This is a genomic window from Xanthomonas sp. CFBP 8151, from assembly GCF_011761885.1.
GTDB classification, from domain to species: domain Bacteria; phylum Pseudomonadota; class Gammaproteobacteria; order Xanthomonadales; family Xanthomonadaceae; genus Xanthomonas; species Xanthomonas arboricola_B.
This window is the reverse complement of the sequence record NZ_JAASQZ010000002.1, coordinates 1,061,724-1,085,558: the sequence shown is the minus strand read 5'-3', so window position 1 is coordinate 1,085,558 and position 23,835 is coordinate 1,061,724. Positions and strand designations below refer to the sequence as shown.

Genomic DNA, 23,835 nt, shown 5'->3' with positions numbered 1-23,835 from the left:
ACGGGTGCAGGTGCTGCAGTCATCCGGCACAGCATGGCGTGCAGCGGCAGACACTCGCAAGCGGTGCTTGCGTTTGGAGTTCAGCAAGGTCGCAATGGCGTCACGATCGCCGCGGCAGCAGCGGCCAACTGCTCGGGCAAGGGGCCTGCGGCGCGCACCACATGACGGAAGCCGGCGAGGTGTGCGGATTGCAGCATGCGCTCGCTGGAGGTCACCACTGGCCGTTGCCGCAAGGTGTCGACCAGCGGTCCGGGCAACTGCTGCAGCACCAGCGTCAGCGCTTCGGCGCTGCTCAGCGCCAACACGCTAGCAGGAAGCGCATCCGCCAGCGCGCGGACTGCCGATGCGCGCAGGCGCAGCGCCACGCGCTGATAGACATCGGCGCGCAGGATGCGGGCGCCACGCTGCTCCAGGGCCGGCGCCAGCATGCCGCGCCCACCCGGGGCGGTGATCAGCCCCACGGCCTGCAGCGGCTGCCGTAACAGCGGCAGCGCGAGCAGGCCCTCGCTGTCCATGCGTGCCGGGCGTATCACCGTGTCGATGCCACAGGCCTGCAGCGCGCGCGCAGTGCCGTCTCCCACGCTCACCCATTGCGCCTGCGCCGGCCGCTGCAGTGGTGCCAGGCGATGCGCAGCGTGCACCGCGGCCGGGCTGGTGAACACCGCGATCGGCGCTTGCAAGGCCTGCCGCAATGCGGCCAGTGCCTGTGCGGTGTCGTTGGTCTGCAGCCGCCACGGCGACAGCGCCAGCAGCCGTCCGCCGTGTCGCGCGGCGGCCCGCCGTAATGGCGCGTGTTCACCGCTGGGCCGGAACGAGATCAAGGTCCAGGCGGCGGCAGCTGGGGCGGGACGTGTCATCGGGTGATTATGCGAGAGCCGTGACGTATCGGGGCGGGTGTCGCGCGCTGCGATGAGGCTGACGACGATCAGATTCCTGCGCATGGTCTGGCCTTGCGTGCCTGCATCAGCGTGACGCCTGCGCTTCTGCGGCCAGAATCTGGCGAAGGGGTCCGTACCGATGACTGCTTCCGCCCACGATTGGCCACGACAATCGAGCTGGAGTGACACCGCGATCAAGGTCCATCCCATCGACATGCAGCGCAGCGCGACTGCCTGCAGGCGATGTCGGTGCGGTGGCAGGCGCTGGGCATCTGCCCGAGCGGATGCCTGCGGTCGATGGCGCCACCTGGACGCCTGCACATTCCATCTGTCGTCTGTCGCCGGCCGTCTGCTTCCTGGACAAGTGCTTCCACGCCGCGCCGGAGCAGAGCGTGTTCACCGGCACTACATCGATGTGCCGTTGACGCATGCGCAGAAGCGCCGCCGCGCGCATTGGAAGGCCGGGGTCGCCGCATTTCTGCAATGGTGGCGCAACGCTATCGCGAGGTCGTATTCGTACCCTGAGCGGGGCAGAATCGAGGCGTGTGGCGCCGCGGCGCCGTACGCGTCTCACCATGCGGTACCGCATGTCATTCCAGTGCACAAGACGCCCGCGGAACATTGCGGCATGATGCCGCCCTTCGCCGTCTTCCAGCCTTCGCCGATGACTCCTTCGTGCACGCTCGCATCCGCCCTGCAGTCGCTGCAGCAACAGTTCATCGCCATGCCGCCGGTCCTGTCGATGGGCATTGCCGTCGACGGCTTGCATGACGGCGCGTTACGTTTGCGTGCGCCGCTGCAGGCCAACGTCAACGACAAAGCCAATGCATTCGGCGGCAGCCTGGCTTCGTTGATGACGCTGGCCAGTTGGGGCTGGCTGACGCTGCAGTTGCAACTGGCCGGGCACAGCGCCGATGTCTATGTGGCCGACAGCCAGCTGCGCTACGTCGCCCCGGTCTACGAAGACCTGGTGGCCAATGCCGAGCCGTCCGAACTCGGTGGCTGGGAGGCGTTCCTTGCGACCTTCCGGCAGCGCGGCAAGGCGCGTATCGGCATGCGTGCGCAGATCGCGCTGGGTTCCGGCGCGGCGGCGGCCACCTTGAGCGGGCGTTTCGTGGCGTTTCCAAAACGGTAGGATGCGCGCTGGACTTGGGGGAATGCGCATGCGTGCAGTGATCGGGGCAATGCTGTTGCTCGGGCTGACAATGGTCAGCGGGGTGGTATCTGCCGGCAGCCGCGCCCAGGCACGCGCGCTGGAAACCACCCAGGCCGCCTACACGGCCGCCATACGCTGGAGCGATTTCGATGCCGCGCAGGGCTTTGTCGAACCGACCTACGCCCAGGCGCATCCGCTCAGCGATCTGGAACGCTCGCGCTATGAACAGGTGCAGATCTCCGGCTACCGCGAGCTGCGGGTGGGCGAAGACGGCAACGGCGACCTGCGCCGCGAGGTCGAGTTGCGGGTGATCAACCGCAATACCCAGGCCGAGCGGCTGGTGCGCAGCATCGAGTTGTGGCGCTGGGACGCCGAGCGCAAACGCTGGTGGCTGGCCAGCGGCCTGCCCGATCTGTGGCAGGGCCAATAGCCCGCCGCAGGGGTGCTTGGCCGTCGCGTGCGCCAGCTGTGCGACAATTCCCGCCCGCTTGACTGACCCTGACCCCGTGAATTTCGAAGAGCTGCAGGCCTTTGTCGGCCGCAACCCCATGTTGTCGCTGGCCCTGGTGGGCCTGACCATCGCCCTGATCGTCACCGAGGTCGCGCGCCTGTTCCGTGGGTATCGCGCACTCAAGCCGGCCGAGCTGACCCGTTTGATCAATAGCGAGAACGCGCTGGTGATCGATCTGTCGCCGACCGCCGATTTCGAAAAAGGCCACATCGCCGGCAGCCGCAACGTGGCGCTGGCCAAATTCGACCCGGCCGGCAAGCTGCTCGCCAACGCCAAGTCCTCGCCCGTGGTGGTGGTGTGCCGCACTGGCAACGCCTCCGCAGGCGCGGCCAAGACGCTGAAGAAAGCCGGGTTCGAGCAGGTCTACTGGCTCGATGGCGGCGTGGCTGCCTGGCAGATGGCCGAGCTGCCGCTGGTCAAGGGCCGCGCCTGACCGCACCTTGTGAGGCGCCAGGCAAGTCCCCATTGCTGGCGTGAGAGACTCGCGCTTTCACGTCTGCATCATTCAACGCTGCATCCACCGAACCGTTTCTGGAGTTAGGAATGTCCGACGAAATCATCAACGGCGCGGCTGCGCCGGCCGACGCCGCTGCTGGCCCCGCTTTCACCATCGAGAAGATTTACGTCAAGGACGTTTCCTTCGAATCGCCGAACGCGCCGGCCGTCTTCAATGACGCCAACCAGCCCGAGCTGCAGCTGAACCTCAACCAGAAGGTGCAGCGCCTCAACGACAACGCCTTCGAAGTCGTGCTGGCCGTGACCCTGACCTGCACCGCCGGTGGCAAGACCGCCTACGTGGCCGAAGTGCAGCAGGCCGGCGTGTTCGGCCTGGTCGGCCTGGAGCCGCAGGCGATCGACGTGCTGCTCGGCACCCAGTGCCCGAACATCCTGTTCCCGTATGTGCGCACCCTGGTCAGCGACCTGATCCAGGCCGGCGGCTTCCCGCCGTTCTACCTGCAGCCGATCAACTTCGAAGCGCTGTACGCAGAAACCCTGCGCCAGCGTTCGCAGGGCGAAGGCACTTCGCTGGCCGATTCCGAGCCGGCTGGCAACGCCTAAGCCTTGCGTGCGCCGATGAGCGATTCGAAACAGAAGATCGCTGTTCTCGGCGCCGGCTCCTGGGGCACGGCCCTGGCCGCGCTGCTCGCCAGGCACGGTCACCCGACCGTGCTCTGGGGACGCGATGCGGCGATGGTGGATGCCATCGACCGCACGCACGAAAACGCACGCTATCTGCCGGGTATCGCATTGCCCGAGAGCCTGCGCGCAACCACCGACCTGCAACTGGCCATTGCCGATGCCGGCTGGATCCTGGTCGTGGTGCCTTCGCATGCATTCACCGAGACGATCCGGTTGATCGCACCGTTGCGTCCGGCCGGTGCCGGCGTCGCGTGGGCGACCAAGGGCTTCGAGCCCGGTTCCGGGCGTTTCCTGCACGAAGTGGCGCGCGACATCCTCGGCTCCAGCGTTCCTCTGGCCGTGGTGACCGGGCCGTCCTTCGCCAAGGAAGTCACGCTCGGCCTGCCGACCGCCATCACTGTCCACGGCGACGATGCGGCGTTTGCGCAAGTCGTCGCCGATGCCATGCATGGCCCGACCTTCCGCGCCTACACCGGCGATGACATGGTGGGCGCCGAGCTCGGTGGCGCGATGAAGAACGTGCTGGCCGTGGCCACCGGCGTGGCCGATGGCATGCAGCTTGGCCTCAACGCCCGTGCCGGTCTGATCACGCGCGGCTTGAACGAGATGCTGCGTCTGGCGGCGGCGATCGGTGCGCGTCCGGAGACCTTGATGGGTCTGGCGGGTCTGGGCGATCTGGTGCTCACCTGCACCGGCGATCTGTCGCGTAACCGACGGCTGGGACTGGCCCTGGGACGCGGACAGAGCCTGAACGATGCGATCCGCGAGATCGGCCAGGTGGTGGAATCGGTGCAGACCGCCGACGAAGTCATGCGTCAGGCCGAGCATCACGGCATCGAGCTGCCGATCTCCAATGCCGTGCGTGCGGTGTTGCATGGCGAGATCACCCCGGAAGCGGGCTTGAAGGAATTGCTGGCACGCGAGCGCAAGCCCGAGTATCCGCAGACCCTGTTCACCTGATTGCGGCGTCGCGTGTTGGCGCACTGTGCGGAAATCAACAAAAAGCCCGGCATTGCCGGGCTTTTTGTTGGCACGGATCGCAAAGGCTGGCGGCAGGACGCAGCAGCTGAGCGCGATGCACCGTGCTTCTACAGGAGCGGCATTGCGCACATGCCGCTATGAAGCGATGTGCGCGTCACCAGCCGATCGCCCAAAAGAAAGAAGCCCGGTCGGGGGACCGGGCTTCCAATGCAACGCGGGAGAGAGAGTCGCGTTGCAGTCAAACGTGCGGCTTACCAGCTGAAGCGCGGGCCGACCGACCATTCCTTGTTGCCGTCGCCATCCATACGGATGTCGCCGTTGATGCCCCAATTCTGGTTCAGCTTGACCTGGGCGCCGAGGCGGCCGTAGAAGTTGTCGCCGATGTCGATGCCGCGCTTCTTGGAGAAGTCCTCGTAGCCAGCCAGGGCGTAGACTTCGAAGTGCTCGCCGAAGGCGTTGCGCAGGCCAGCTTCAACGCTGTAACCATCGAAGCTGATGTTCGGGGTGTCCAGGTCCAGCTTGCGGTAGGCAACGCGGGCGACGAAGTCGGTGCTGGTGGCGATTTCGTGGTTGTAACCCACGCCAACGCCCCACTGCTGGAAGTCGGAGTTGGAGCTTTCGAACACGTTGTCGTTGTCGTCAGCGTTCTGCTTGCTGTAATCGCCGAACACGTGGAAGTTCGGAGCGACGGCGTAGGACGCCTTCACGCCCCAACCATCGGCGTCGCGGCCTTCGGTCGGAGTGCGCACGTAGTCGCCTTCGACGAAGTTGTAGGAGAGGTTTTCAGCAGCGGAGGCCGCAAACGGCAGGGCTGCGAGAAGGCCGAGGGCCAGCAGTGAAGTCTTCATGATCGATACCTGTACTTATGGTTTGGGCCGGCGCTGAGGCGGATGCCGTTCGCTGCCGAGATGTAAATTCTCCGTTATTCGATGGAACGCGACATGAATTTTGGACTGACTGGTGCATGAATCATCGCACCCGGTTCAGCTGCGCTTCCTTGTCACTAACTTGCAACGCGCGTAGCGCACACGAAAAGCGTGATGCATTGGCGCTTTACATCGGTCGTTACCACGCGCATGTATAGCAGCAGCTGTTTTTCAGGGGTTTTTACCGCGTTTGCAGCGTGCAAGCACATTGCGCTGACGCCGCGACTGGGAGCATGCCAGGCTTGTCGAACAAGCGTGGAGCTGCATCGTGGCGAAGAAGAAGACATTGGCGCGGTTTCTGGCCGAGACGCTGCAGAGCGCGGGGGTGGAGCGGATCTGGGGATTGACCGGCGACAGCCTCAACGGCTTGACCGATGCCTTGCGCGAGATGCAGACGATCGAGTGGATGCACGTGCGCCACGAAGAAGTGGCCGCGTTCGCCGCCGGCGCCGAGGCGGCGGTGACCGGCAGGCTGGCGGTGTGCGCGGGTAGCTGCGGACCAGGCAACCTGCACCTGATCAACGGGCTGTTCGATTGCCATCGCAGCCGCCAGCCGGTGCTGGCGATTGCCGCGCATATTCCCTCGTCTGAGATCGGGCTGAACTATTTTCAGGAGACGCATCCGCAGGAACTGTTCCGCGAGTGCAGTCACTTTGTGGAGCTGGTGACCAATCCGGCGCAGCTCCCGGAAGTGCTGCACCGGGCGATGCGTGCAGCCATCCTGCAGCAAGGCGTGGCGGTGGTGGTGATCCCCGGCGATATCGCACTGCTGGAAGTGGACAAGCACATCCCCACGGCCTGGCCGCAATTGCGCCAACCGCGCGTGCTGCCGGCTCCCGAAGATGTGCAGCAGCTGGCTGAGCTGCTGCAGCAAAGCGAAGCGATCACGCTGTTGTGCGGCAGCGGGTGCGCGGGTGCGCACGATGCGGTGGTGGCATTGGCCGACACCCTGGGCGCGCCGATCGTGCATGCCTTGCGCGGCAAGGAACACGTGGAGTGGGAGAACCCGTTCGATGTCGGCATGACCGGCCTGATCGGTTTCAGCTCCGGCTACCACGCGATGCTCAATTGCGACACCTTGATCATGCTGGGCACGGATTTCCCGTATCGGCAGTTCTATCCGAAGGACGCGACCATCGTGCAGGTGGACCGCGACCCGAGCGCGCTGGGACGGCGCACGCCGTTGCAGTTGGGTATCGCAGCGGATGTGGGTGAAACCATCGCCGCCTTGCTGCCCCAGCTGCAGCGACGCGAGAAACGCGACTTCCTGGACAAGTCGCTTGCCCACTATCGCAAGGCGCGCGAGGGGCTGGACGATCTGGCGGTGCCGGCCGATCCAGGCGAGCCGCTGCATCCGCAATTCGTGGCGCGCATGATCAGCCAGATCGCCGACCAGGATGCGGTATTCACCTGCGATGTCGGCACGCCGACGGTGTGGGCTGCGCGCTATCTGCGCATGAATGGGCAACGCCGGTTACTCGGTTCGTTCAATCACGGCTCGATGGCCAATGCGATGCCGCAGGCGCTGGGTGCGCAGTCGGCGTATCCGGGCCGTCAGGTGATTGCGCTGTCCGGCGATGGCGGTTTTGCGATGCTGATGGGCGATTTCATCTCGCTGGCGCAGCTGCGCCTGCCGGTGAAGATCGTGGTGTTCAACAATGCCTCGCTGGGATTTGTGGCGATGGAAATGAAGGCCGCCGGTTATCTGGATACCGGCACCGAGTTGCGCAATCCGGACTTCGCTGCGATGAGCAATGCGATGGGCATCCTGGGCATCCGGGTCGATGAGTCCGCGCAACTGGAGCGGGCGTTGCGGCAGGCCTTCGCGCATTCGGGTCCGGCGCTGGTGGATGTGCGTATCGCCACGCAGGAACTGGCGGTGCCGCCGGCCATCAAGCTGGAACAGGCCAAGGGCATGGGCCTGTATCTGCTCAAGGCAGTGATGAGCGGGCGCGGCGATGAGGTGATCGATCTGGTCAAGACCAATATGCGCTGACGCCATCGCCACGCTCCACCACTGCACGTTTTTTCGGACCCTCGCATGCCTCGTTCGTTGTTGCGCCAGTTGCTGCTGATCTGGGTGGTGGTCCTGGCTGCCTGCGTGGGCGTGGCCACCATGTTGTATGGCCTGTACCGACAGACCGAAGGCGTGCGACTGGACGATGCGCACCAGCAGTTGACCGCGCAATGCGCACGCATCGTGCAGCGCTACGCCGGTGCAAGCGAGGCGGCACGCAGCGGCGACAACGGCGCCGGGCTGGCCGCGGTGGTCGTGCAACTGGTGCTAGCCGATGCGCCCGGCGTGGAGGGCGGGGTGTGGAATCTTGACAAGGGGTTTGTTGCCTACGCCTATCCCACCTACGACGGCAGCGATCACAAGACCGATATTCCGGCTGCCGAGTGGACCACGATCGTCAGTACCGCACGGCAGAGTGCGGTGGGCAACAGGGCCGTGGATTTTCGTCGCGATGGCAGCCGCGAAGTGGTACTGATCAGCGCCTGCCCGCTGGCCGCCGGCACCGCCGCATGGACCATGTCGCGGGTGCCGGCGAGCACCTCCGATGCCTGGCGGCCATTGGTAATCGGCATGCTGCTGATTTTCGCCATGGTGGCGGTGTCCGCGATTGCCCTGGGCGTGGTGGTGCGGCGCTGGAGTCAGCGCCTGCAGCGCATCCAGCAGGCGCTGGCCGCCGACACCGAACTTCCGCAGATTCCGGTCACCGGCGCGCCCGAATTGGACCGGCTGGGCGCTGCGGTGAGCGATTACGCACAGCGCAATGCGCACGCCCTGGCGCAGACGCGGCGGCTGGCCGACGAACTGGCACGGCACGAGCGGCTGGCCGCACTCGGGCGCCTGACCGCCACGGTGGCGCATGAGATTCGCAACCCCATCGCCACGATGCGCCTGGCGGTGGAAAACGAAATCGCCACGCGCCAGGGCACGCCGGACGATGCCGCGCACGGCGAGCTGATGCTGGGGCAGATCCGTCGCCTGGATGGGGTGGTCGAAAGTCTGCTCGGCATGGTGCAGCCGATCCGCCTGCAGCTGGAAACGGTGGTGGTGCAGGACTGGTTGGCGGCCTTGCTCGATCCGGCCTTGCTGCCGCCAGGCACGCCGACGCCACAGCTGTGCGTCCCTGACACGCCGCTGCAGTGGACGCTCGATCCGCAGCAGCTCGGACGCGCCGTGCACAATCTGCTGCGCAACGCACTGCAACATGCCGAGGCAGGCAGCGCGGTGACACTGGATGCCAGCGCCCGCGATGGGTTGCTGCAGCTACAGGTGGGCAATCGCGGCGCGGCCATCGCCCCAACTATCGCAGCGCAGTTGTTCGAGCCGTTCGTCAGCGGTCGCGCCGACGGCAATGGCCTGGGGCTTGCGCTGGTGCGCGAGATCGCCCGTGCACATGGCGGGCAGGTGCGTTACGCACACACCGACGGTTTGACCCATTTCATTCTGGAGCTGCCATGGCGCGCATTCTGATCATCGACGACGATGCGGCGTTTCTGGCCACCTTGCAGGCAACGCTGCGCTCGCTCGGCCATGCGGTGGTCGCGGTCGATAACGGCGCCGAGGGACTGATGCGCTTGAACGAGGGCGACATCGAGCTGGCGTTCGTGGACTTCCGTATGTCCGGCATGGACGGGATCCAGCTGATGCGTGCGCGTGCGGACGATCCCCGCGCGCGCCAGGTGCCGCTGGTGATGCTCACCGCGTACGCATCCAGCGGCAACACCATCGAGGCGATGACGCTGGGTGCGTTCGATCACCTGGTCAAGCCGGTGGGGCGTGCGGATATCGTCGATGTGGTGGAGCGTGCATTGGCAAGTCGCGCCGATGCCGATGCCGACGCCGATGCCGCAGCGAGCGAACCTTCCGACGACGACGGCCTGGTCGGCCACAGTCCGGCGATGCGTACCGTGCATAAACGCATCGGGCTGGCGGCGGCGTCCGATCTGCCGGTGTTGATCACCGGCGAAACCGGTACCGGCAAGGAACTGGTCGCGCGCGCCCTGCATCGCGCCAGCGCACGCGCAAATGCGGCGTTCGTGGCAGTCAACTGCGCGGCGATTCCGTTGGAGTTGATGGAAAGCGAATTGTTCGGCCATCGCAAGGGCGCGTTTTCCGGGGCGACCGGCGACCGCATCGGCCTGATTCGCGAAGCCGATGGCGGCACGCTGTTTCTGGACGAGATCGGCGACATGCCGCTGCCGATGCAGGCCAAGTTGTTGCGCTTCTTGCAGGAAGGCGAAGTGACGCCGCTGGGCGGGCGCGGCGCGCAGAAGGTGGATGTGCGCGTGCTGGCGGCCACGCATCGCGATCTGGCGGCATGGGCGGCGGCAGGGCAGTTCCGCAGCGACCTGCGCTATCGCCTGAATGTGGTGCCGATCGAACTGCCGCCGCTACGCGAACGCGGGCAGGACATCGTGCTGCTGGCGCAGTATTTTCTGCGCACCGGCGAAGGCGCGGCGCGTGCGTTGTCGGCGGACGCGCAAGCGCGGCTGCTGGCCTACCCGTGGCCCGGTAACGTGCGCGAGCTGCGTAACCTCATGCAACGCAGCCAGCTGCTGGTGCGCGGCCACAGCATCGTTGCCGCGGATCTGGACGACGCGCTCGAGTACGATGCCGAGCAGCCCATGACTGAAGCGCCACCGGAAGGCAGCTTGCCCGAAGCCGTGGCGCGGCTGGAAAAGCAGATGATCCAGGCCGCCCTGGCGCACAGTGGCGGCAACCGCGCTGAAGCCGCGCGCCGGCTCGGGATTCATCGCCAGCTGCTGTACCGCAAGCTTGATGAGTACGGCTTGCAGTAGTCGCAGCGATCAGACCGGACGCGATGGTTGCAGGCTGCCGCTTCGGTCACCACGCAGTACGCGCACAGCAGCACGTGCACCTGTTGTCGTGCGCACCTTTTGGTTGCATGCCGCCGCTGCCACTCGCAGCATTGGCCAATGGCCGTCCACCAGCAAAGTGCAGCCGGAAAGCGCAGCACCACGCGCTCGAAATCCAGCCCGGGAATCCGCACGCGCACGCCACCGTCGAGCGTGCCCGGCACGTTCTTGCCTTGCAGGGACGCACAACCCAAGCTGCAAGTGTCTGCAAAGCGGACAGTGGTGTATGAAACGAAGACGACTGTCGGTGAACGTGCACACGCAAAACCCTTGTAAAACAACGGATTCGCGGTTGGCACGATTGCTGCTTTGTCTTCAGGGCGAGCGGCGCTCCTGCCGCGTTGGAGACATCGCATGATTCGTCAGACCGCACTTGCTTTCGCACTGGCCTGCAGCGTGGCGACCGCCGCCGCGCAGGCTCCCACACCGCCGGCGGCACCGGTAGCGCCGCGTCCGCCGGTCGGCACGCCACCACCGGCTCCACCGCTGCCGCCTGCCCCACCTGCGCCGTTGGCCGCCACGCCGGTACGCATCACCGGCACGGTCGAGCGCTTCATGCTCAATCCCAATGGCGAGGTCGATGGCCTGTGGCTGCGCGATGGCACCCAGGTGGCGTTTGCACCGCATCTGTCCGCGCAGTTGCAGGCCGCGATACGCCGCGGCGATACGGTGAGCGTGCAGGGCTATCGCCTGGGCAGCCTGCCGGTGCTGCGCGCCAGCAGCATCCGCTCCAGTCGTGGTGGGGGCGAAGTGGTCGACCAGCCGCCCACTGGCGCCATGCCGCCGGCGCCGCCGGCACCTGCCGCGTTGACGCCGTTGCAGGCGGAAGGACGCATCGAGCGGCTGGTCTACGGCCCGGGTGGCGAGACCAATGGCGCGTTGCTGAGCGATGGCACGCTGGTGCGGATGCCGCCGCATCTGGCGCTGCAGTTTGGCGATCTGCTGCGGGCCGGCGCACCATTGAGCGTGAGCGGCTTCGGGGTTGCCACCGCCAACGGCCGCGCCATCGAAGCCACCCGACTGGGCCGCGATCGCGCCTCGCAGCGTGCGTTGTTCAGCCCGCCGCGCCCGGACGGCCCGGTGCCGCCCGCACCACCAGCGCCACCTGTCCCACCGGCTGCACCGCCGGCTCCGGCTCCGGCGCCGCGTTGATCCAGGGCGCCGCCGGCCACGCGCTGGCGCGCGCACATCGCGTTCCCCTCTACGCGCCTGTTCACCACGCGTCATGCGTGGCAACGGGCGCGGCTTGCCGGCATCGGCCGGTTCTCACTTCTCTGGAGTTTTTGCATGCATTGGATCGATCCTGATTTCCTCCCCGAAACCCGCGGCACGCTGGCGCGCTTTCTGCTCAATCCCAAGGCCGATATCGACGGCCTGCTGCTGACCGACGGCACCGAGGTGCACACGCCGCCGCACCTGTCCGCCGCCTTGCTCAAGGCGCTCAAGCCAGGCAGCACCCTGACCGTGCGCGGCCTCAAGCCGCGCGATGTGGACATGCTGGTGGCCCTGGCGATCGATCCGGAAGGCGGCAAACGCATCGTCGATGAAGGCCCGCACGGGCCGCACGCCAAGCCCAAGCCCAAACCGCCCGCCGACAAGCCGCCCAAGCCGCAAATCACCCAGTACAGCGGCACCATTGCGCGGTTGCTGCACGGTCCGCACGGGCAGGTGCATGGCGTGTTGCTGGACGACGGGGCCACGGTGCGGTTCCCGCCGCACGCCGGTGCGGACTTCGCCAGGCAGCTGGTTGTCGGCAAGACGCTGGTGGCCGAAGGCGATACCAGGACCACCCCGCACGGCGTGCTGATCCACGCGCATGGGCTGGGCACCAAGGCCGCGTCGCTGAAGCAGATCGAGCATCCGCATGGCCCGGGTGGGCATAAGCCGAAGCCGAAGCACTAGCAGCCTGCAATGCGACTGCCGTGTTGGCGCAGTGCGACCGCAATCGGGTCGCGACTGGCGGATACTGCAGACCTGCCGTCCGCTGGCGTTGCCGGCATCGCCCCGGGGCTGTTGCACTGGGCAATGCGGCGATACTGCCGCTCTATGGCATGGCCATCGTGGCTGCGCATGCGGGCGATGCGAGTGCGCTGACGGCCACCACCATCATGGTCGTGCAGGCATGATGGTGGTGGCGTTGTTGGCGATGCGCTGGATCCGCGTGCACGGACATTGGTGGGTGCACTGGTGGCAGCGTCGCTGATCTATGGCTGGGGGCATGTTTTTGGTGCAGATCTTCGATGGACTCGCCGGCCTGCAGGCCTTGGCGGTGCCGGCACTGGTGGCGCAATTGCTTTAGGGCACCGGGCGCATCAATGTCGGCCAGGACGCAGTGATGACAATGCAAGGTGTGGGCGCGGCGCTGAGCCCGACGTTGGGTGGCTGGCTGGCGCACGCCTTCGGCTATCGCATCGCGTTTCTGGCGCTGGGCGCCATCGCCGTGCTGGCGGTGGCGTTATCGGCAGGCTGCCGCGGCATGTTGCAGGCAGCGGCCGAGGTCCAGGTGATGCAGTGATGCCAGGCATGGAGCAGCAGGCAAACGGCAATGCCCGGGACTGGCATACGCGCGGAGCACGCTTTGAACGACAGACCGGTACGGGAACCATGCAGCGCACCGGGATCGGGGCGGAGGATTTGGCAGTCAGCCAGCCGTCTGCATTGCCGCGGTTATCGGCCGCCGCTGAAATCCCACTGGCGCCAGGCTTCGAACACCATCACCGCAACGGTGTTGGACAGATTGAGGCTGCGGTTGTCCGGGCGCATCGGCAGGCGCAGCCGGTGCTGTGGCGGGATCGACTCCAGCACGTCGGCGGGCAAGCCGCGTGTTTCCGGTCCAAACAGGAAGGCATCACCATCGGCAAATTGAGGTGTGTCGTAACGCACGGTGCTGCGCGTACTCAGGGCAAACACACGCTTGGGCGCGATCGCGGCCAGGGCGGTGGGCAGGTCGGCATGCACCTGCAGGGTTGCATATTCGTGATAGTCCAGGCCGGCGCGTTTGAGCTGCTTGTCGCTGAGGTCGAAGCCGAGTGGCTCGATCAGGTGCAGGCGCGCGCCGGTGTTGGCGCAGAGGCGAATCACATTGCCCGTATTGGGCGGAATTTCCGGCTGAAACAGGATGACATCGAGGACGGGAGCTGACATGCGCGCAGTGTAGCTGCGCGCGTGCTCAAAGGCTGATGGCGGCGTTGACCAGCGCTTCCAGTTCGACCGGCGACGGCTGCAGCTGCGGCACCGGCAGGTTGACGATGACCTGGCCCATCAGCGCGCCGATGGCAGCAGCTGCCTGGCCGGCGGTGCTTTGCGCGGTGGCAGCGGTGCTGCGGGTCACCAGGTCGGCGCGCTGGTCGGCGGACGGACGCACCTGCACCGCAGCGAGAGTGACGATGCGCGGGCCGGCCTGTCCGGCGGCGAGGGTGGCCAGCTGCTCCACAGACGGACGCACCTGCACGGCGGACAGGGTACGGATGTCGCTGTTGCGCTCCAGCGTCTGCTGGGCGATCTGGTCGGCAGACGGGCGGACCTGCACGGTGTCCAGCGTGGTCAGGCTGGCGGCCTGGGCGAAACCGGCCAGGGCGGTACCGGCAAGCAGGGCGGCGGAGAGGGCGATGCGCAGGGTCTGGGTCGTCATGGCGAGGTCTCTTGGTGTGGGCGATCAGTGGTGTGGTAGTAAGGTAGTACACCGCTTCGGTAAGTGCAACAACTTTCGTGGCGCAAGTTTATTTATTCAGCTGGCAGTCATTTTTACTGATCGAGGTTGCTGCCCGCTGCTTGCCCATGCCATGCAGCAAACGGCGTGCCAGTTTTAGAAGATTGTTTTTAAAGGGATTTATGCATCGCAGCGGTGTCCGTGTCCGGACACCCGGACGCGATGGCAGGCGCCGGACACTGCTGCAGGCCAGAGAACACGACGATCCACACGATGTTCAGTGCGCTGAATGCGCGGCCTGTGGCCAAACAGCACACGCCGATCGCCGGCCGGTAACTGCGGCACAATCCGGCTTTGTCCTCGGGTGTCTAAGACTTATGCGCGTGCTGATGCTGTCTGTTCTGGTTGCCACCACCGCCACGGCCTGCACCTGGGTGCCGATCGAACAAAGCGGCAAAGGCGTGCAGGTACTGCCCGCAGGCCCTGTGCCGGCTGGCTGTCAGCAGCAGGGCGAGGTGGTGGTGTCGGTCAAGAGCAAGGTCGGCTTCTACAACCGCAACCCGTTGCGGGTGCAGGAAGAGCTGGAAACGCTGGCACGCAACGAGGCGCCGGGCGCCAATGCCAATGCGGTCCAGGCGCAGGGCCAGCCGGCCGATGGCAGCCAGCGTTTCAACGCCTTCCGCTGCCCGCCGCGCTGAACCGTTGGGCTGGGGCGCGGCCGCTGCAATTGTAAAGATGCGGTAAAACCAGCCAGCGGCTAGACTAGCGCCCCCTCGCCTGACGCCATGGCGCTACTTCGATGCTCTTCCAGAATGTCTCCATCGCGGGACTGGCGCATATTGATGCGCCGCACACCCTGACTTCCAAGGAAATCAACGAGCGCCTGCAACCGACCTACGACCGCCTCGGGATTAGAACCGACGTGCTGGGCGACGTTGCCGGTATCCATGCACGGCGCTTGTGGGACCAGGATGTCCAGGCCTCGGACGCCGCCACCCAGGCTGCGCGCAAGGCACTGCTCGACGCCGGCATCGGCATCGAGAAGATCGGCCTGCTGGTCAACACCTCGGTGAGCCGCGACTACCTGGAGCCGTCCACGGCGTCCATCGTGTCCGGCAACCTCGGGGTCGGCGACCACTGCGTCACCTTCGATGTCGCCAATGCCTGCCTTGCCTTCATCAACGGCATGGACATCGCCGCCCGCATGCTCGAGCGCGGCGAGATCGACTACGCGCTGGTCGTCGATGGCGAAACCGCCAACCTGGTCTACGAGAAGACCCTCGAGCGCATGACCTCGCCCGACGTCACCGAAGAAGAGTTCCGCAACGAACTTGCTGCGCTGACCCTGGGCTGCGGTGCCGCGGCCATGGTGATGGCGCGCACCGAGCTGGTGCCCGACGCCCCGCGCTACAAGGGTGGCGTGACCCGCTCGGCCACCGAGTGGAACAGGCTGTGCCGCGGTAACCTGGATCGCATGGTCACCGACACCCGCCTGCTGCTGATCGAAGGCATCAAGCTGGCGCAGAAGACTTTCCTGGCCGCCAAGCAGGCAATGGGCTGGGCGGTGGACGAGCTGGACCAGTTCGTCATCCACCAGGTCAGCCGCCCGCATACCGCTTCGTTCGTGAAGTCGTTCGGTATCGACCCGGCAAAGGTCATGACCATCTTCGGCGAACACGGCAATATCGGCCCGGCTTCGGTACCGATCGTGCTGAGCAAGCTCAAGGAGCTCGGCCGCTTGAAGAAGGGCGACCGGATCGCGCTGATGGGGATTGGTTCTGGCCTGAACTGCTCGATGGCGGAAGTGGTGTGGTGACAGGCTAGTGTTGCCCGGCAGGTGCTGCTGCGAGCCGGGCAATATCGCTGTTTAAGTAAAAAAGTGGTATCTAAGTTTCCTTGCAGGGACAGTTGCGGTCTGTAAGGAAAGACGATGGCTCAGCGCATCACTGGACACCATGTTGCTGGCGCTCTCGCGGGGAGCCGTTACCAGGCGTTCGTCCCTGATCCGTTGCCGCCATTGCCGGCACTGGATTTCGCACAGGCCGAACTGGTGGCGCGCAAAGAGCGCGCGGACCAGGCATTAGGGCGACTGGACGGCATCACGCTGATGCTGCCGGACCCGGAACTGTTTCTCTATCAGTACATCCGCAAGGAAGCCTTGCTGTCGTCCCAGATTGAAGGAACCCAGTCATCGCTCTCGGATCTGCTGCTGTTTGAAATGGATGCTGCGCCGGGCGTGCCTGTCGACGATGTCGAAGAAGTATCCAACTATGTCGCGGCCCTCAACCATGGTTTGCGGCGCCTACGCGAGCACGATTTCCCGCTGTCGCTGCGTTTGATCCGCGAGATGCATGCGCTGTTGCTGCAGGGCGGGCGTGGTGCCGGCAAGCAGCCAGGTGAATTCCGCCGGAGTCAGGTGTGGGTAGGCGGGGCCTCGCCTGCACTTGCACACTTTGTTCCGCCACCGCCAGATGCATTGCCCGACGCGCTGTCGGCACTCGAACAGTTTCTGCATGCGCCGCAGGAGCAGATGCCGCCGTTGGTGAAGGCGGCGCTTGCCCATGTGCAGTTCGAAACCATCCATCCTTTCAGCGATGGCAACGGGCGCCTGGGACGGCTGTTGATTACCTTGATCCTGTGCAGCGAAGGCGTGCTGCGGGAGCCCAGCCTGTATCTGAGCCTGTATTTCAAGCGCCGTCGTGCCGATTACTACGACCGCCTCAATGCGGTGCGACTCAACGGTGACTGGGAAGGATGGCTGGGTTTCTTTCTGGATGGTGTGGCAGAGACCGCGCAACAAGCCGTCGACACCGCGCAGCGCCTGCTGGCACTGTTGGCGCGTGATCGGGCCCGCATTGCCGCTTTGGGCCAGCGAGCAGGCAACGTCGGCCTGGTGTTTGAGCAGTTCGCGCGGCGCGTGGTGTTGGCGGTGCCGCAAGTGGCGCCCGCCCTGTCGTTGAGTGCGCCCACCATCCGTGCCGCAGTACGCACCCTGCAGGAGCTGGAAATCGTCAACGAACTCACCGGCCAGCAGCGGCACCGTATTTTTGCCTATCACGCCTATCTCGACATCCTCAGCGAAGGGGCGCAGCCGCTGTGAGCGTTTCGTTTGCGCACGGCCGTTGCCGACGATGCAGAGACATCCAGCGTATTTTCGATACTGTCGTGGCGATGTAGCTGGCGACTTGCCAGACACACCCAGTCCAAGCTTTAGCAAATAGAGAGATCCATGAACTACCCCGGCTATCCCTTCACTCCCCAGCGCCTTGAAGTGCGTCCCGGCATTGCGATGTCGTACCTGGACGAAGGTCCGCGCGATGGCGAGGTGGTCGTAATGCTGCACGGCAATCCGTCGTGGAGTTATCTGTGGCGGCACCTGGTGAGTGGCCTGTCGGATCGTTACCGCTGCATCGTGCCGGACCATATCGGCATGGGGCTGTCCGACAAGCCGGACGATGCGCCCGACGCGCAGCCGCGTTACGACTACACGCTGCAGTCGCGCGTGGATGATCTGGACACGCTGTTGCGGCATCTGGGCATCGCCGGCCCGGTCACGCTGGCGGTGCACGACTGGGGCGGCATGATCGGGTTCGGCTGGGCGTTGTCGCATCATGCGCAGGTCAAGCGGCTGGTGATCACCAACACCGCTGCATTCCCGTTGCCGGCGGAAAAACCGATGCCGTGGCAGATCGCAATGGGCCGGCATTGGGGCCCGGGCGAGTGGTTCATCCGTACGTTCAATGCGTTTTCCTCCGGCGCGTCCTGGTTCGGGGTGTCGCGGCGGATGCCGGCGGATGTGCGTGGTGCCTATGTGGCGCCCTACGACAATTGGCGCAACCGCATCTCCACCATTCGCTTCATGCAGGATATTCCGCTGTCGCCCGCCGACCAGGCCTGGTCGCTGCTGGAGCGCTCGGCGCAGGCATTGCCGTCGTTCGCCGACCGGCCGGCGTTCATCGCCTGGGGCCTGCGCGATATCTGCTTCGACAAGCATTTTCTGGCCGGCTTTCGCAAGGCATTGCCGAATGCCGAAGTCACCGCGTTCGACGATGCCAACCACTACGTGCTGGAAGACAAGCATGAAGTGCTGGTGCCGGCGATCCGTGCGTTTCTGGAGCGCAATCGGCTGTAAGCACTGCTGGCGTTGCCGCGCAGGCGCTCGGCAGGTGAATGCAAGCGGCGCGCATAAATCGGATGCACCAATGGATGCGACCGGGCATGCCGTCATTCTGTTGGCCGTTGCGAATGGATGCTGCGCTCACTCGCAGCGAAAGCCGTTACAACGGCGGCAGCGGATTGCGTTGGGCCTCGTCCACGCCCAGCCAATCGGCTTCGGTCAGCGCGTGCAGGCCGTGTGCCAGCCGGGATTTGTCGCATTGCGCGCTGCGCTGGCCGAATTCCAGCGAGGCCGGCACGGCAGCGCAGGAGGAGGGCCGGCGATCATGGATGCTGCAGCGGCTGTAGCGGCCGATGTCCGCGTCCAGCGCAATGCAGCGCGGCTGCGATTGCGAGGTGCCGCGCATGACGCGCTCGTGCGTGCGCAGCGCATCGGTCAGCTCGATCGGCACCCTGCCGCCCAATGCGGGGTCGGCTTCGCTCCAGTGGAAACTGACGCGGAAGTAGGCGCAGCAGGCGCCGCAGGTAAGGCAGGGATGTGCCATGGAATGCCGGGCCTTGCGCGGCGAAACAACGTGGAGAGCGCGGCATTCTGACCGAACCGCGCTACGATACAAGTGGCACCACCGCGCGCCGGTTAGCGGTTCATCTGTGCACCTCGAAGCAGCGCGTGCGCGCGCAATGCGGAGCACCCCGCGCAGAGCAGGACATGTCGTGCGAACACGGCGCCGCATCGATCCGGCCAGATGACGCGCAATCACCGCGTCAGGCGCAGCTGCAATGCGGGTACGCGCAGCGCAGCTGACTTGAGCGCGAACAAGCGGCCGGTACCGTCGTCGCGTGGGTGATAATGCGGCAATGACTACGACGACTCTCTGCAATATCGCCGCCACCCTGCCGGAACTTGCGCGCGAGCGCCCCGAGCAGATCGCCATCCGTTGCCCGGGCCGCCGCGCCGCCAATGGATTTGCCGCCTACGATGTGACCTTGAGCTACGCCGAGCTGGACGCGCGCAGCGATGCGATTGCTGCCGGACTGGCCCTGCACGGCATCGGACGCGGTGCGCGCGCGGTGGTGATGGTGCGTCCGTCGCCGGAATTCTTCCTGCTGATGTTTGCCTTGTTCAAGGCCGGTGCGGTGCCGGTGCTGGTGGATCCGGGCATCGACAAGCGCGCGCTCAAGCAATGCCTGGACGAAGCGCAGCCGCAGGCGTTTATCGGCATTCCGCTTGCGCAGCTGGCGCGTCGCCTGCTGCGGTGGGCGCGCTCTGCCAAGCAGATCGTCAGCGTCGGTGGCCGTTACAGCTGGGGCGGGGTGACCTTGGCGCGCGTGGAGCGCGATGGCGCCGGCGCCGGCAGTCAGCTGGCCGACACCGGGGCGGACGATGTGGCCGCCATCTTGTTCACCAGCGGCTCGACCGGTGTGCCCAAGGGCGTGGTGTACCGACACCGCCATTTCGTCGGCCAGATCGAGTTGCTGCGCAATGCCTTCGGCATGCGGCCCGGCGGCGTGGATCTGCCGACGTTTCCGCCGTTTGCCTTGTTCGATCCGGCACTGGGGCTGACCTCGGTGATTCCGGACATGGACCCCACCCGCCCGGCCACTGCCGATCCGCGCAAGCTGCACGATGCGATCGACCGCTTCGGAGTGACGCAGTTGTTCGGCTCGCCGGCATTGATGCGCGTGTTGGCCGACCATGGCCAGCCATTGCCCAACGTGCGCCTGGCCACCTCGGCCGGTGCGCCGGTGCCGCCGGACGTGGTGGCCAAGATCCGCGCGCTGCTGCCGGCAGATGCGCAATTCTGGACGCCGTATGGCGCCACCGAATGTCTGCCGGTGGCGGCGATCGAAGGGCGCACGCTGGACGCCACGCGCGCGGCCACCGAAGCCGGTGCGGGCACCTGCGTCGGCCAGGTCGTGGCGCCGAACGAGGTCCGCATCATCGCCATCGACGATGCGGCCATTCCCGAGTGGAGCGGCGCGCGCGTGCTGGCGGTGGGCGAGGTCGGCGAGATCACCGTCGCCGGCCCCACCACCACCGACACCTACTTCAACCGCGACGCGGCCACGCGGATTGCCAAGATCCGCGAGCGCAACGCGGATGGCAGCGAACGCATCGTGCATCGCATGGGCGATGTGGGCTACTTCGATGCCGAAGGACGCCTGTGGTTCTGCGGGCGCAAGACCCATCGCGTGGAAACCGCCAGCGGCCCGCTCTATACCGAGCAGGTGGAACCGGTCTTCAACGTGCATCCGCAGGTGCGGCGCACCGCCTTGGTCGGTATCGGCGCGCCCGGACAGCAGCAGCCGGTGCTGTGCGTGGAATTGCAGCCAGGCGTTGCGGCGTCGGCGTTTGCGCAAGTGGAAACCGCATTGCGCGCGCTGGGCGCTGCGCACCCGCACACGGCTGGAATCACACGTTTCCTGCGCCATTCCGGGTTTCCGGTGGACATCCGCCACAATGCCAAGATCGGCCGCGAAACGCTGGCGATCTGGGCGGCGCAGCAACGTGGCTGACCTGTCGATGCGTAGCGCGCAGGCACCCGGCCGCATCGCCAATTCCGGCCGCGCCCGTTATCGTGTGCGTCCTTGCGATGGAGGTGGTGCGTGCGCATCCTGGTAACCGGTGGTGGTGGCTTTCTTGGCCAGGCGTTGTGTCGCGGCTTGCGCGCGCGCGGGCACGAGGTGGTGAGTTTCCAGCGCGGCGATTATCCGGTCCTGCAGCGCTTGGGCGTGGGCCAGATCCGTGGCGACCTGGCCGACCCGCAAGCGGTGCGGCATGCTTTCGCCGGTATCGACGCGGTCTTCCACAACGCCGCCAAGGCCGGCGCGTGGGGCAGCTACGACAGCTATCACCAGGCCAATGTGGTGGGCACGCAGAACGTGCTCGACGCGTGTCGGGCCAATGGTGTGTCGCGCCTGATCTATACCTCCACGCCCAGCGTGACCCATCGCGCCACCAATCCGGTGGAGGGCCTGGGCGCCGACGACGTGCCGTACGGCGAAAACCTGCGCGCGGCATACGCGGCGACCAAGGCGATCGCCGAGCGCGCGGTACTGGCGGCCAACGATGCGCAACTGGCGACGGTGGCCTTGCGTCCGCGCCTGATCTGGGGCCCGGGCGACAATCATCTGTTGCCGCGCCTGGCCGCACGTGCGCGCGCTGGCCGCTTGCGCATGGTCGGCGATGGCAGCAACCTGGTGGACAGCACCTATATCGACAACGCCGCGCAGGCGCATTTCGATGCGTTCGCGCATCTTGCTCCAGATGCTGCGTGTGCGGGCAAGGCGTACTTCATCTCCAACGGCGAGCCGTTGCCGATGCGCGAGTTGCTCAATCGCCTGCTGGCCGCGGTGGATGCGCCTGCAGTGACACGTTCGCTGTCGTTCAAGACCGCATACAGAATCGGTGCGGTATGCGAGACCATATGGCCAATGTTGCGTCTGCCTGGCGAAGTGCCGTTGACGCGTTTTCTGGTGGAACAGCTGTGCACGCCGCACTGGTACAGCATGGAGCCGGCATATCGTGACTTCGGCTATGTGCCGCACATCAGCATCGAGGAAGGGCTGCAACGGCTGCGATCCTCATCTTCCAACGACATCGCCATCACCCGATAAAGACCGCCACGTCTTCAGGATACGTCTGCGCCGATTCGGCACGACAACTTCTGGAATCATTGCCATGCTGCATTACGCCATCATCTTCTTCGTCATCGCCATCATCGCCGCCGTGCTGGGCTTCAGTGGCATCGCCGGTGCGGCGACCAACATCGCCTGGATCCTGTTCGTGGTGTTCCTGATCCTGGCAGTGATCTCGATGTTCCGTCGCGGCAAGGTATAACGCCTAGTTGCGATACGCCACGGCAGCGGCGCTGCCGGTCGGCGCTCACATGGCCCGCTTCCGCAAGGAGGTGGGCCATGTGCGTTATGGACGCTCTGCAGCCGGGCGGCATCTGTCTCACAGCCGTTTTTCGAGATATTGCACGTGCTTGCCGTTGCCCAGCAGCGCATCGCCGACCGGCAGGAAACCCAGCTGCAGATGCATCGCCAGCGATGCCGGATTGGGTGGGACCAGGTTGACCTCGCAGACCAGGCGCGGTTGCCCCGCTGCACCTGCGGCGTGGATGAGTCCGTCATATAACTGCCTGGCAAGCCCGCGCCCCTGCGCATGCGCAGCGATCACGATGCGGTCGATGTAGACAAAGCGCGCGAAGCGTTGCGCCATCCACGCAAAGTTCGGATTGGCGTATGTGGCGCTTTGATCCAGCGCGATCAGCAAACCATCCGCCGGCGCGACCAGGCGTGCATGCCACGCCAGTTGCAGCAATGCAGCCAGCCCTTCGGCATCCAGCAACGACAGCTCGGTGGCATGCGCATTGTTGAGCGCAAGCAGTGCGCTGTGGTCGTGCCGTTGCACTGCGCGCACACGGGCCTGGCTCATGCGCCTGGCTCGACCGCGCTGCGCAGCAGTCGATCATCTGCATGCCGTTGCAACGCCAGCTCGATCAGCTGCGTGATCAAGCTGCGGTAGTCCAGCCCGCTTGCCTGCCAGAGCGTGGGATACATGCTGATCCGGGTAAAGCCCGGCAATGTGTTGACCTCATTGATCACGATGCGGCCATCGGCGCACAGGAACACGTCCACACGCGCCATACCGGCGCAGTCCAGCGCCTGGTAGGCCTGCACTGCGATCTGCTGGATGCGCTGCTGCGTCTGCGCATCGATGTCGGCCGGGATCACGATGTCGGCGCCATGTTCGCTGATGTACTTGGTCTCATAGGAATAAAACGCGTCGTGCACCACCACTTCGCCGCACACGCTGGCCTGCGGGGTGGCATTGCCCAGCACGGCGCATTCGATCTCGCGCCCGGCGATCGCCGCTTCCACCAGCACCTTGTGGTCGTACGCCAGCGCCAATGCGAGCGCGTCGGCAAATGCATCGGCACTGCGCACCTGGCTGACACCGACCGACGAACCCTGGTTGGCCGGTTTGACGAACAGCGGCAAACCCAACTGCGCGATCAACGCATCCACATCGGCATGTGCGGCGGTGTGGCGGTTGAAGCAGGCGAACGGCGCCACCTCAAGCCCGGCATCGCGCAGCACGCGCTTGGCCAGGTCCTTGTCCATCGCCAGCGCCGAGCCAAGCACACCCGAGCCGACGAAGGGCAGATTGGCCATGCGCAGCAGCCCTTGTAGCGAGCCATCTTCGCCGAGCGTGCCATGCACGATCGGAAACACCACATCGATCTGCGTCAGCGCCTGCTCCGGCTGGGTCGGGCGCAGCTGTTGTTGCTGCGCGCCCGGCAGCAGGGCCACGCCGCGACCGCTGCGATGCAGGGCGATGCGGGCCGGGTCGTCGGCATTGAGCAGGAAACTGTCGGGGTCGTTGACGTGCCACTGGCCCTGCTTGTCGATGCCGATCAGCACCGGCTCGAAGCGCTGTGGATCCAGCGCATCGAGAATGTTGCGCGCCGATTGCAGCGAGACCTCGTGCTCGGCCGATTTGCCGCCGAAGATGAGACCGACCCGGATCTTGCGCATTGCCTGCTCCTGCCACCTGCGTGATGAGGTCGCCAGCATGCCCG

24 protein-coding genes and 1 pseudogene are annotated in these 23,835 nt (G+C 65.7%); 18 read left to right on the top strand and 7 right to left on the bottom strand.

All coding sequences use genetic code 11. The features are described from left to right. Positions 1-80: 80 nt before the first annotated feature. The gene (locus FHT08_RS12655; RefSeq protein ID WP_166775267.1) at positions 81-941 is read right to left on the bottom strand and encodes a uroporphyrinogen-III synthase; all 861 of its coding nucleotides are present in this window, start codon (positions 939-941) and stop codon (positions 81-83) included. A 601-nt stretch (positions 942-1,542) separates the two neighbouring features. Here FHT08_RS12655 and FHT08_RS12650 point away from each other — a divergent pair. The 5 genes from FHT08_RS12650 to FHT08_RS12630 all read left to right on the top strand — a co-directional run bounded on the left by FHT08_RS12650 (position 1,543) and on the right by FHT08_RS12630 (position 4,645). Beyond that, positions 1,543-2,013, top strand: coding sequence for a YiiD C-terminal domain-containing protein (locus tag FHT08_RS12650; RefSeq protein ID WP_104539015.1), 471 nt, complete (start codon positions 1,543-1,545; stop codon positions 2,011-2,013). 28 nt (positions 2,014-2,041) lie between these two features. Further along, positions 2,042-2,464 carry a hypothetical protein gene (locus FHT08_RS12645; RefSeq protein WP_104539014.1) on the top strand — a complete coding sequence of 141 codons (423 nt, stop codon included), beginning with the start codon at positions 2,042-2,044 and terminating at the stop codon, positions 2,462-2,464. Between the two features lie 76 nt (positions 2,465-2,540). Further along, positions 2,541-2,978, top strand: coding sequence for a rhodanese-like domain-containing protein (locus FHT08_RS12640; RefSeq protein WP_104538935.1), 438 nt, complete (start codon positions 2,541-2,543; stop codon positions 2,976-2,978). Between the two features lie 110 nt (positions 2,979-3,088). Next, positions 3,089-3,604, top strand: a complete 516-nt coding sequence (gene secB, locus FHT08_RS12635; protein ID WP_055825569.1) for a protein-export chaperone SecB — start codon at positions 3,089-3,091, stop codon at positions 3,602-3,604. 15 nt (positions 3,605-3,619) lie between these two features. Further along, positions 3,620-4,645 (top strand): NAD(P)H-dependent glycerol-3-phosphate dehydrogenase, encoded by a 1,026-nt coding sequence (locus FHT08_RS12630; RefSeq protein WP_104539013.1) that lies wholly within the window; start codon positions 3,620-3,622, stop codon positions 4,643-4,645. A 272-nt stretch (positions 4,646-4,917) separates the two neighbouring features. Here the strand turns inward: FHT08_RS12630 and FHT08_RS12625 are convergent, their stop codons facing one another. Next, entirely contained in the window at positions 4,918-5,514 is a 597-nt protein-coding gene (locus tag FHT08_RS12625) for a diffusible signal factor-reguated Ax21 faimly virulence factor (RefSeq protein WP_042596714.1), read from the bottom strand. 364 nt (positions 5,515-5,878) lie between these two features. On the opposite strand from FHT08_RS12625, the gene poxB reads away from it, so the two are divergent. The 6 genes and pseudogenes from poxB to FHT08_RS12595 form a co-directional block, all read left to right on the top strand. Next, positions 5,879-7,588 (top strand): ubiquinone-dependent pyruvate dehydrogenase, encoded by a 1,710-nt coding sequence (gene poxB / locus FHT08_RS12620; protein WP_208409043.1) that lies wholly within the window; start codon positions 5,879-5,881, stop codon positions 7,586-7,588. A gap of 45 nt (positions 7,589-7,633) precedes the next feature. Further along, complete coding sequence (locus FHT08_RS12615) at positions 7,634-9,076, top strand: ATP-binding protein (RefSeq protein ID WP_104606691.1); 1,443 nt, start codon at positions 7,634-7,636, stop codon at positions 9,074-9,076. Then, complete coding sequence (locus FHT08_RS12610; protein ID WP_166775265.1) at positions 9,061-10,404, top strand: sigma-54 dependent transcriptional regulator; 1,344 nt, start codon at positions 9,061-9,063, stop codon at positions 10,402-10,404. Before FHT08_RS12615 ends, FHT08_RS12610 begins: the two co-directional genes overlap by 16 nt. Positions 10,405-10,836: 432 nt before the next feature. After that, positions 10,837-11,634, top strand: a complete 798-nt coding sequence (locus FHT08_RS12605; protein WP_166775264.1) for a hypothetical protein — start codon at positions 10,837-10,839, stop codon at positions 11,632-11,634. 135 nt (positions 11,635-11,769) lie between these two features. Then, positions 11,770-12,384, top strand: a complete 615-nt coding sequence (locus FHT08_RS12600) for a hypothetical protein (protein ID WP_166775263.1) — start codon at positions 11,770-11,772, stop codon at positions 12,382-12,384. Positions 12,385-12,427: 43 nt separating this feature from the next. Continuing rightward, a pseudogene (locus FHT08_RS12595) lies at positions 12,428-12,997 on the top strand (MFS transporter); the annotation flags it as partial. A 152-nt stretch (positions 12,998-13,149) separates the two neighbouring features. On the opposite strand, the gene FHT08_RS12590 reads toward FHT08_RS12595, so the two are convergent. Both FHT08_RS12590 and FHT08_RS12585 read right to left on the bottom strand, forming a co-directional pair. Continuing rightward, positions 13,150-13,626 (bottom strand): tRNA (cytidine(34)-2'-O)-methyltransferase, encoded by a 477-nt coding sequence (locus tag FHT08_RS12590; RefSeq protein ID WP_104534297.1) that lies wholly within the window; start codon positions 13,624-13,626, stop codon positions 13,150-13,152. A gap of 25 nt (positions 13,627-13,651) precedes the next feature. After that, complete coding sequence (locus tag FHT08_RS12585) at positions 13,652-14,113, bottom strand: hypothetical protein (RefSeq protein ID WP_166775262.1); 462 nt, start codon at positions 14,111-14,113, stop codon at positions 13,652-13,654. 395 nt (positions 14,114-14,508) lie between these two features. Between FHT08_RS12585 and FHT08_RS12580 the strand changes: the two genes are divergently transcribed. The 4 genes from FHT08_RS12580 (at position 14,509) to FHT08_RS12565 (ending at position 18,263) form a co-directional block, all read left to right on the top strand. Beyond that, a complete protein-coding gene (locus FHT08_RS12580) occupies positions 14,509-14,829 on the top strand; it encodes a DUF4156 domain-containing protein (protein ID WP_104538928.1) in 321 nt (106 codons plus the stop codon). A gap of 101 nt (positions 14,830-14,930) precedes the next feature. Continuing rightward, positions 14,931-15,947, top strand: a complete 1,017-nt coding sequence (locus FHT08_RS12575; RefSeq protein WP_104538927.1) for a 3-oxoacyl-ACP synthase III — start codon at positions 14,931-14,933, stop codon at positions 15,945-15,947. 114 nt (positions 15,948-16,061) lie between these two features. Further along, positions 16,062-17,231, top strand: coding sequence for a Fic family protein (locus tag FHT08_RS12570; protein WP_208408976.1), 1,170 nt, complete (start codon positions 16,062-16,064; stop codon positions 17,229-17,231). Between the two features lie 129 nt (positions 17,232-17,360). Then, the gene (locus FHT08_RS12565; RefSeq protein WP_166775261.1) at positions 17,361-18,263 is read left to right on the top strand and encodes an alpha/beta fold hydrolase; all 903 of its coding nucleotides are present in this window, start codon (positions 17,361-17,363) and stop codon (positions 18,261-18,263) included. 145 nt (positions 18,264-18,408) lie between these two features. On the opposite strand, the gene FHT08_RS12560 is transcribed toward FHT08_RS12565, so the two are convergent. After that, on the bottom strand, positions 18,409-18,792 hold the full coding sequence (locus FHT08_RS12560; protein ID WP_024939040.1) for a YkgJ family cysteine cluster protein: 384 nt from the start codon (positions 18,790-18,792) through the stop codon (positions 18,409-18,411). A 313-nt stretch (positions 18,793-19,105) separates the two neighbouring features. On the opposite strand from FHT08_RS12560, the gene oleC reads away from it, so the two are divergent. The 3 genes from oleC to FHT08_RS12545 all read left to right on the top strand — a co-directional run bounded on the left by oleC (position 19,106) and on the right by FHT08_RS12545 (position 22,088). Further along, positions 19,106-20,764, top strand: coding sequence for an olefin beta-lactone synthetase (gene oleC, locus FHT08_RS12555; protein WP_104538924.1), 1,659 nt, complete (start codon positions 19,106-19,108; stop codon positions 20,762-20,764). A 90-nt stretch (positions 20,765-20,854) separates the two neighbouring features. Continuing rightward, positions 20,855-21,865, top strand: coding sequence for a 2-alkyl-3-oxoalkanoate reductase (oleD, locus tag FHT08_RS12550; protein ID WP_104538923.1), 1,011 nt, complete (start codon positions 20,855-20,857; stop codon positions 21,863-21,865). A gap of 64 nt (positions 21,866-21,929) precedes the next feature. Further along, positions 21,930-22,088, top strand: coding sequence for a DUF1328 domain-containing protein (locus FHT08_RS12545; protein ID WP_003468167.1), 159 nt, complete (start codon positions 21,930-21,932; stop codon positions 22,086-22,088). 117 nt (positions 22,089-22,205) lie between these two features. Here the strand turns inward: FHT08_RS12545 and FHT08_RS12540 are convergent, their stop codons facing one another. Both FHT08_RS12540 and ddlA read right to left on the bottom strand, forming a co-directional pair. After that, complete coding sequence (locus FHT08_RS12540; RefSeq protein WP_166775260.1) at positions 22,206-22,688, bottom strand: GNAT family N-acetyltransferase; 483 nt, start codon at positions 22,686-22,688, stop codon at positions 22,206-22,208. Continuing rightward, positions 22,685-23,791, bottom strand: coding sequence for a D-alanine--D-alanine ligase (gene ddlA, locus FHT08_RS12535; protein WP_166775259.1), 1,107 nt, complete (start codon positions 23,789-23,791; stop codon positions 22,685-22,687). The genes FHT08_RS12540 and ddlA overlap by 4 nt, the downstream gene beginning before the upstream one ends. Between the last annotated feature and the right edge of the window lie 44 nt (positions 23,792-23,835).

Coding starts and splice junctions, on each gene's coding strand:
- FHT08_RS12575 (WP_104538927.1), top strand. CDS start 14,931: ATGCTCTTCCAGAATGTCTCCATCGCGGGACTGGCGCATATTGATGCG.
- FHT08_RS12570 (WP_208408976.1), top strand. CDS start 16,062: ATGGCTCAGCGCATCACTGGACACCATGTTGCTGGCGCTCTCGCGGGG.
- FHT08_RS12585 (WP_166775262.1), bottom strand. CDS start 14,113: ATGACGACCCAGACCCTGCGCATCGCCCTCTCCGCCGCCCTGCTTGCC.
- FHT08_RS12615 (WP_104606691.1), top strand. CDS start 7,634: ATGCCTCGTTCGTTGTTGCGCCAGTTGCTGCTGATCTGGGTGGTGGTC.
- FHT08_RS12625 (WP_042596714.1), bottom strand. CDS start 5,514: ATGAAGACTTCACTGCTGGCCCTCGGCCTTCTCGCAGCCCTGCCGTTT.
- FHT08_RS12540 (WP_166775260.1), bottom strand. CDS start 22,688: ATGAGCCAGGCCCGTGTGCGCGCAGTGCAACGGCACGACCACAGCGCA.
- ddlA (WP_166775259.1), bottom strand. CDS start 23,791: ATGCGCAAGATCCGGGTCGGTCTCATCTTCGGCGGCAAATCGGCCGAG.
- FHT08_RS12600 (WP_166775263.1), top strand. CDS start 11,770: ATGCATTGGATCGATCCTGATTTCCTCCCCGAAACCCGCGGCACGCTG.
- FHT08_RS12650 (WP_104539015.1), top strand. CDS start 1,543: ATGACTCCTTCGTGCACGCTCGCATCCGCCCTGCAGTCGCTGCAGCAA.
- FHT08_RS12655 (WP_166775267.1), bottom strand. CDS start 941: ATGCGCAGGAATCTGATCGTCGTCAGCCTCATCGCAGCGCGCGACACC.
- FHT08_RS12565 (WP_166775261.1), top strand. CDS start 17,361: ATGAACTACCCCGGCTATCCCTTCACTCCCCAGCGCCTTGAAGTGCGT.
- FHT08_RS12545 (WP_003468167.1), top strand. CDS start 21,930: ATGCTGCATTACGCCATCATCTTCTTCGTCATCGCCATCATCGCCGCC.
- FHT08_RS12580 (WP_104538928.1), top strand. CDS start 14,509: ATGCGCGTGCTGATGCTGTCTGTTCTGGTTGCCACCACCGCCACGGCC.
- secB (WP_055825569.1), top strand. CDS start 3,089: ATGTCCGACGAAATCATCAACGGCGCGGCTGCGCCGGCCGACGCCGCT.
- FHT08_RS12560 (WP_024939040.1), bottom strand. CDS start 18,792: ATGGCACATCCCTGCCTTACCTGCGGCGCCTGCTGCGCCTACTTCCGC.
- FHT08_RS12610 (WP_166775265.1), top strand. CDS start 9,061: ATGGCGCGCATTCTGATCATCGACGACGATGCGGCGTTTCTGGCCACC.
- FHT08_RS12590 (WP_104534297.1), bottom strand. CDS start 13,626: ATGTCAGCTCCCGTCCTCGATGTCATCCTGTTTCAGCCGGAAATTCCG.
- FHT08_RS12645 (WP_104539014.1), top strand. CDS start 2,042: ATGCGTGCAGTGATCGGGGCAATGCTGTTGCTCGGGCTGACAATGGTC.
- FHT08_RS12605 (WP_166775264.1), top strand. CDS start 10,837: ATGATTCGTCAGACCGCACTTGCTTTCGCACTGGCCTGCAGCGTGGCG.
- oleC (WP_104538924.1), top strand. CDS start 19,106: ATGACTACGACGACTCTCTGCAATATCGCCGCCACCCTGCCGGAACTT.
- FHT08_RS12630 (WP_104539013.1), top strand. CDS start 3,620: ATGAGCGATTCGAAACAGAAGATCGCTGTTCTCGGCGCCGGCTCCTGG.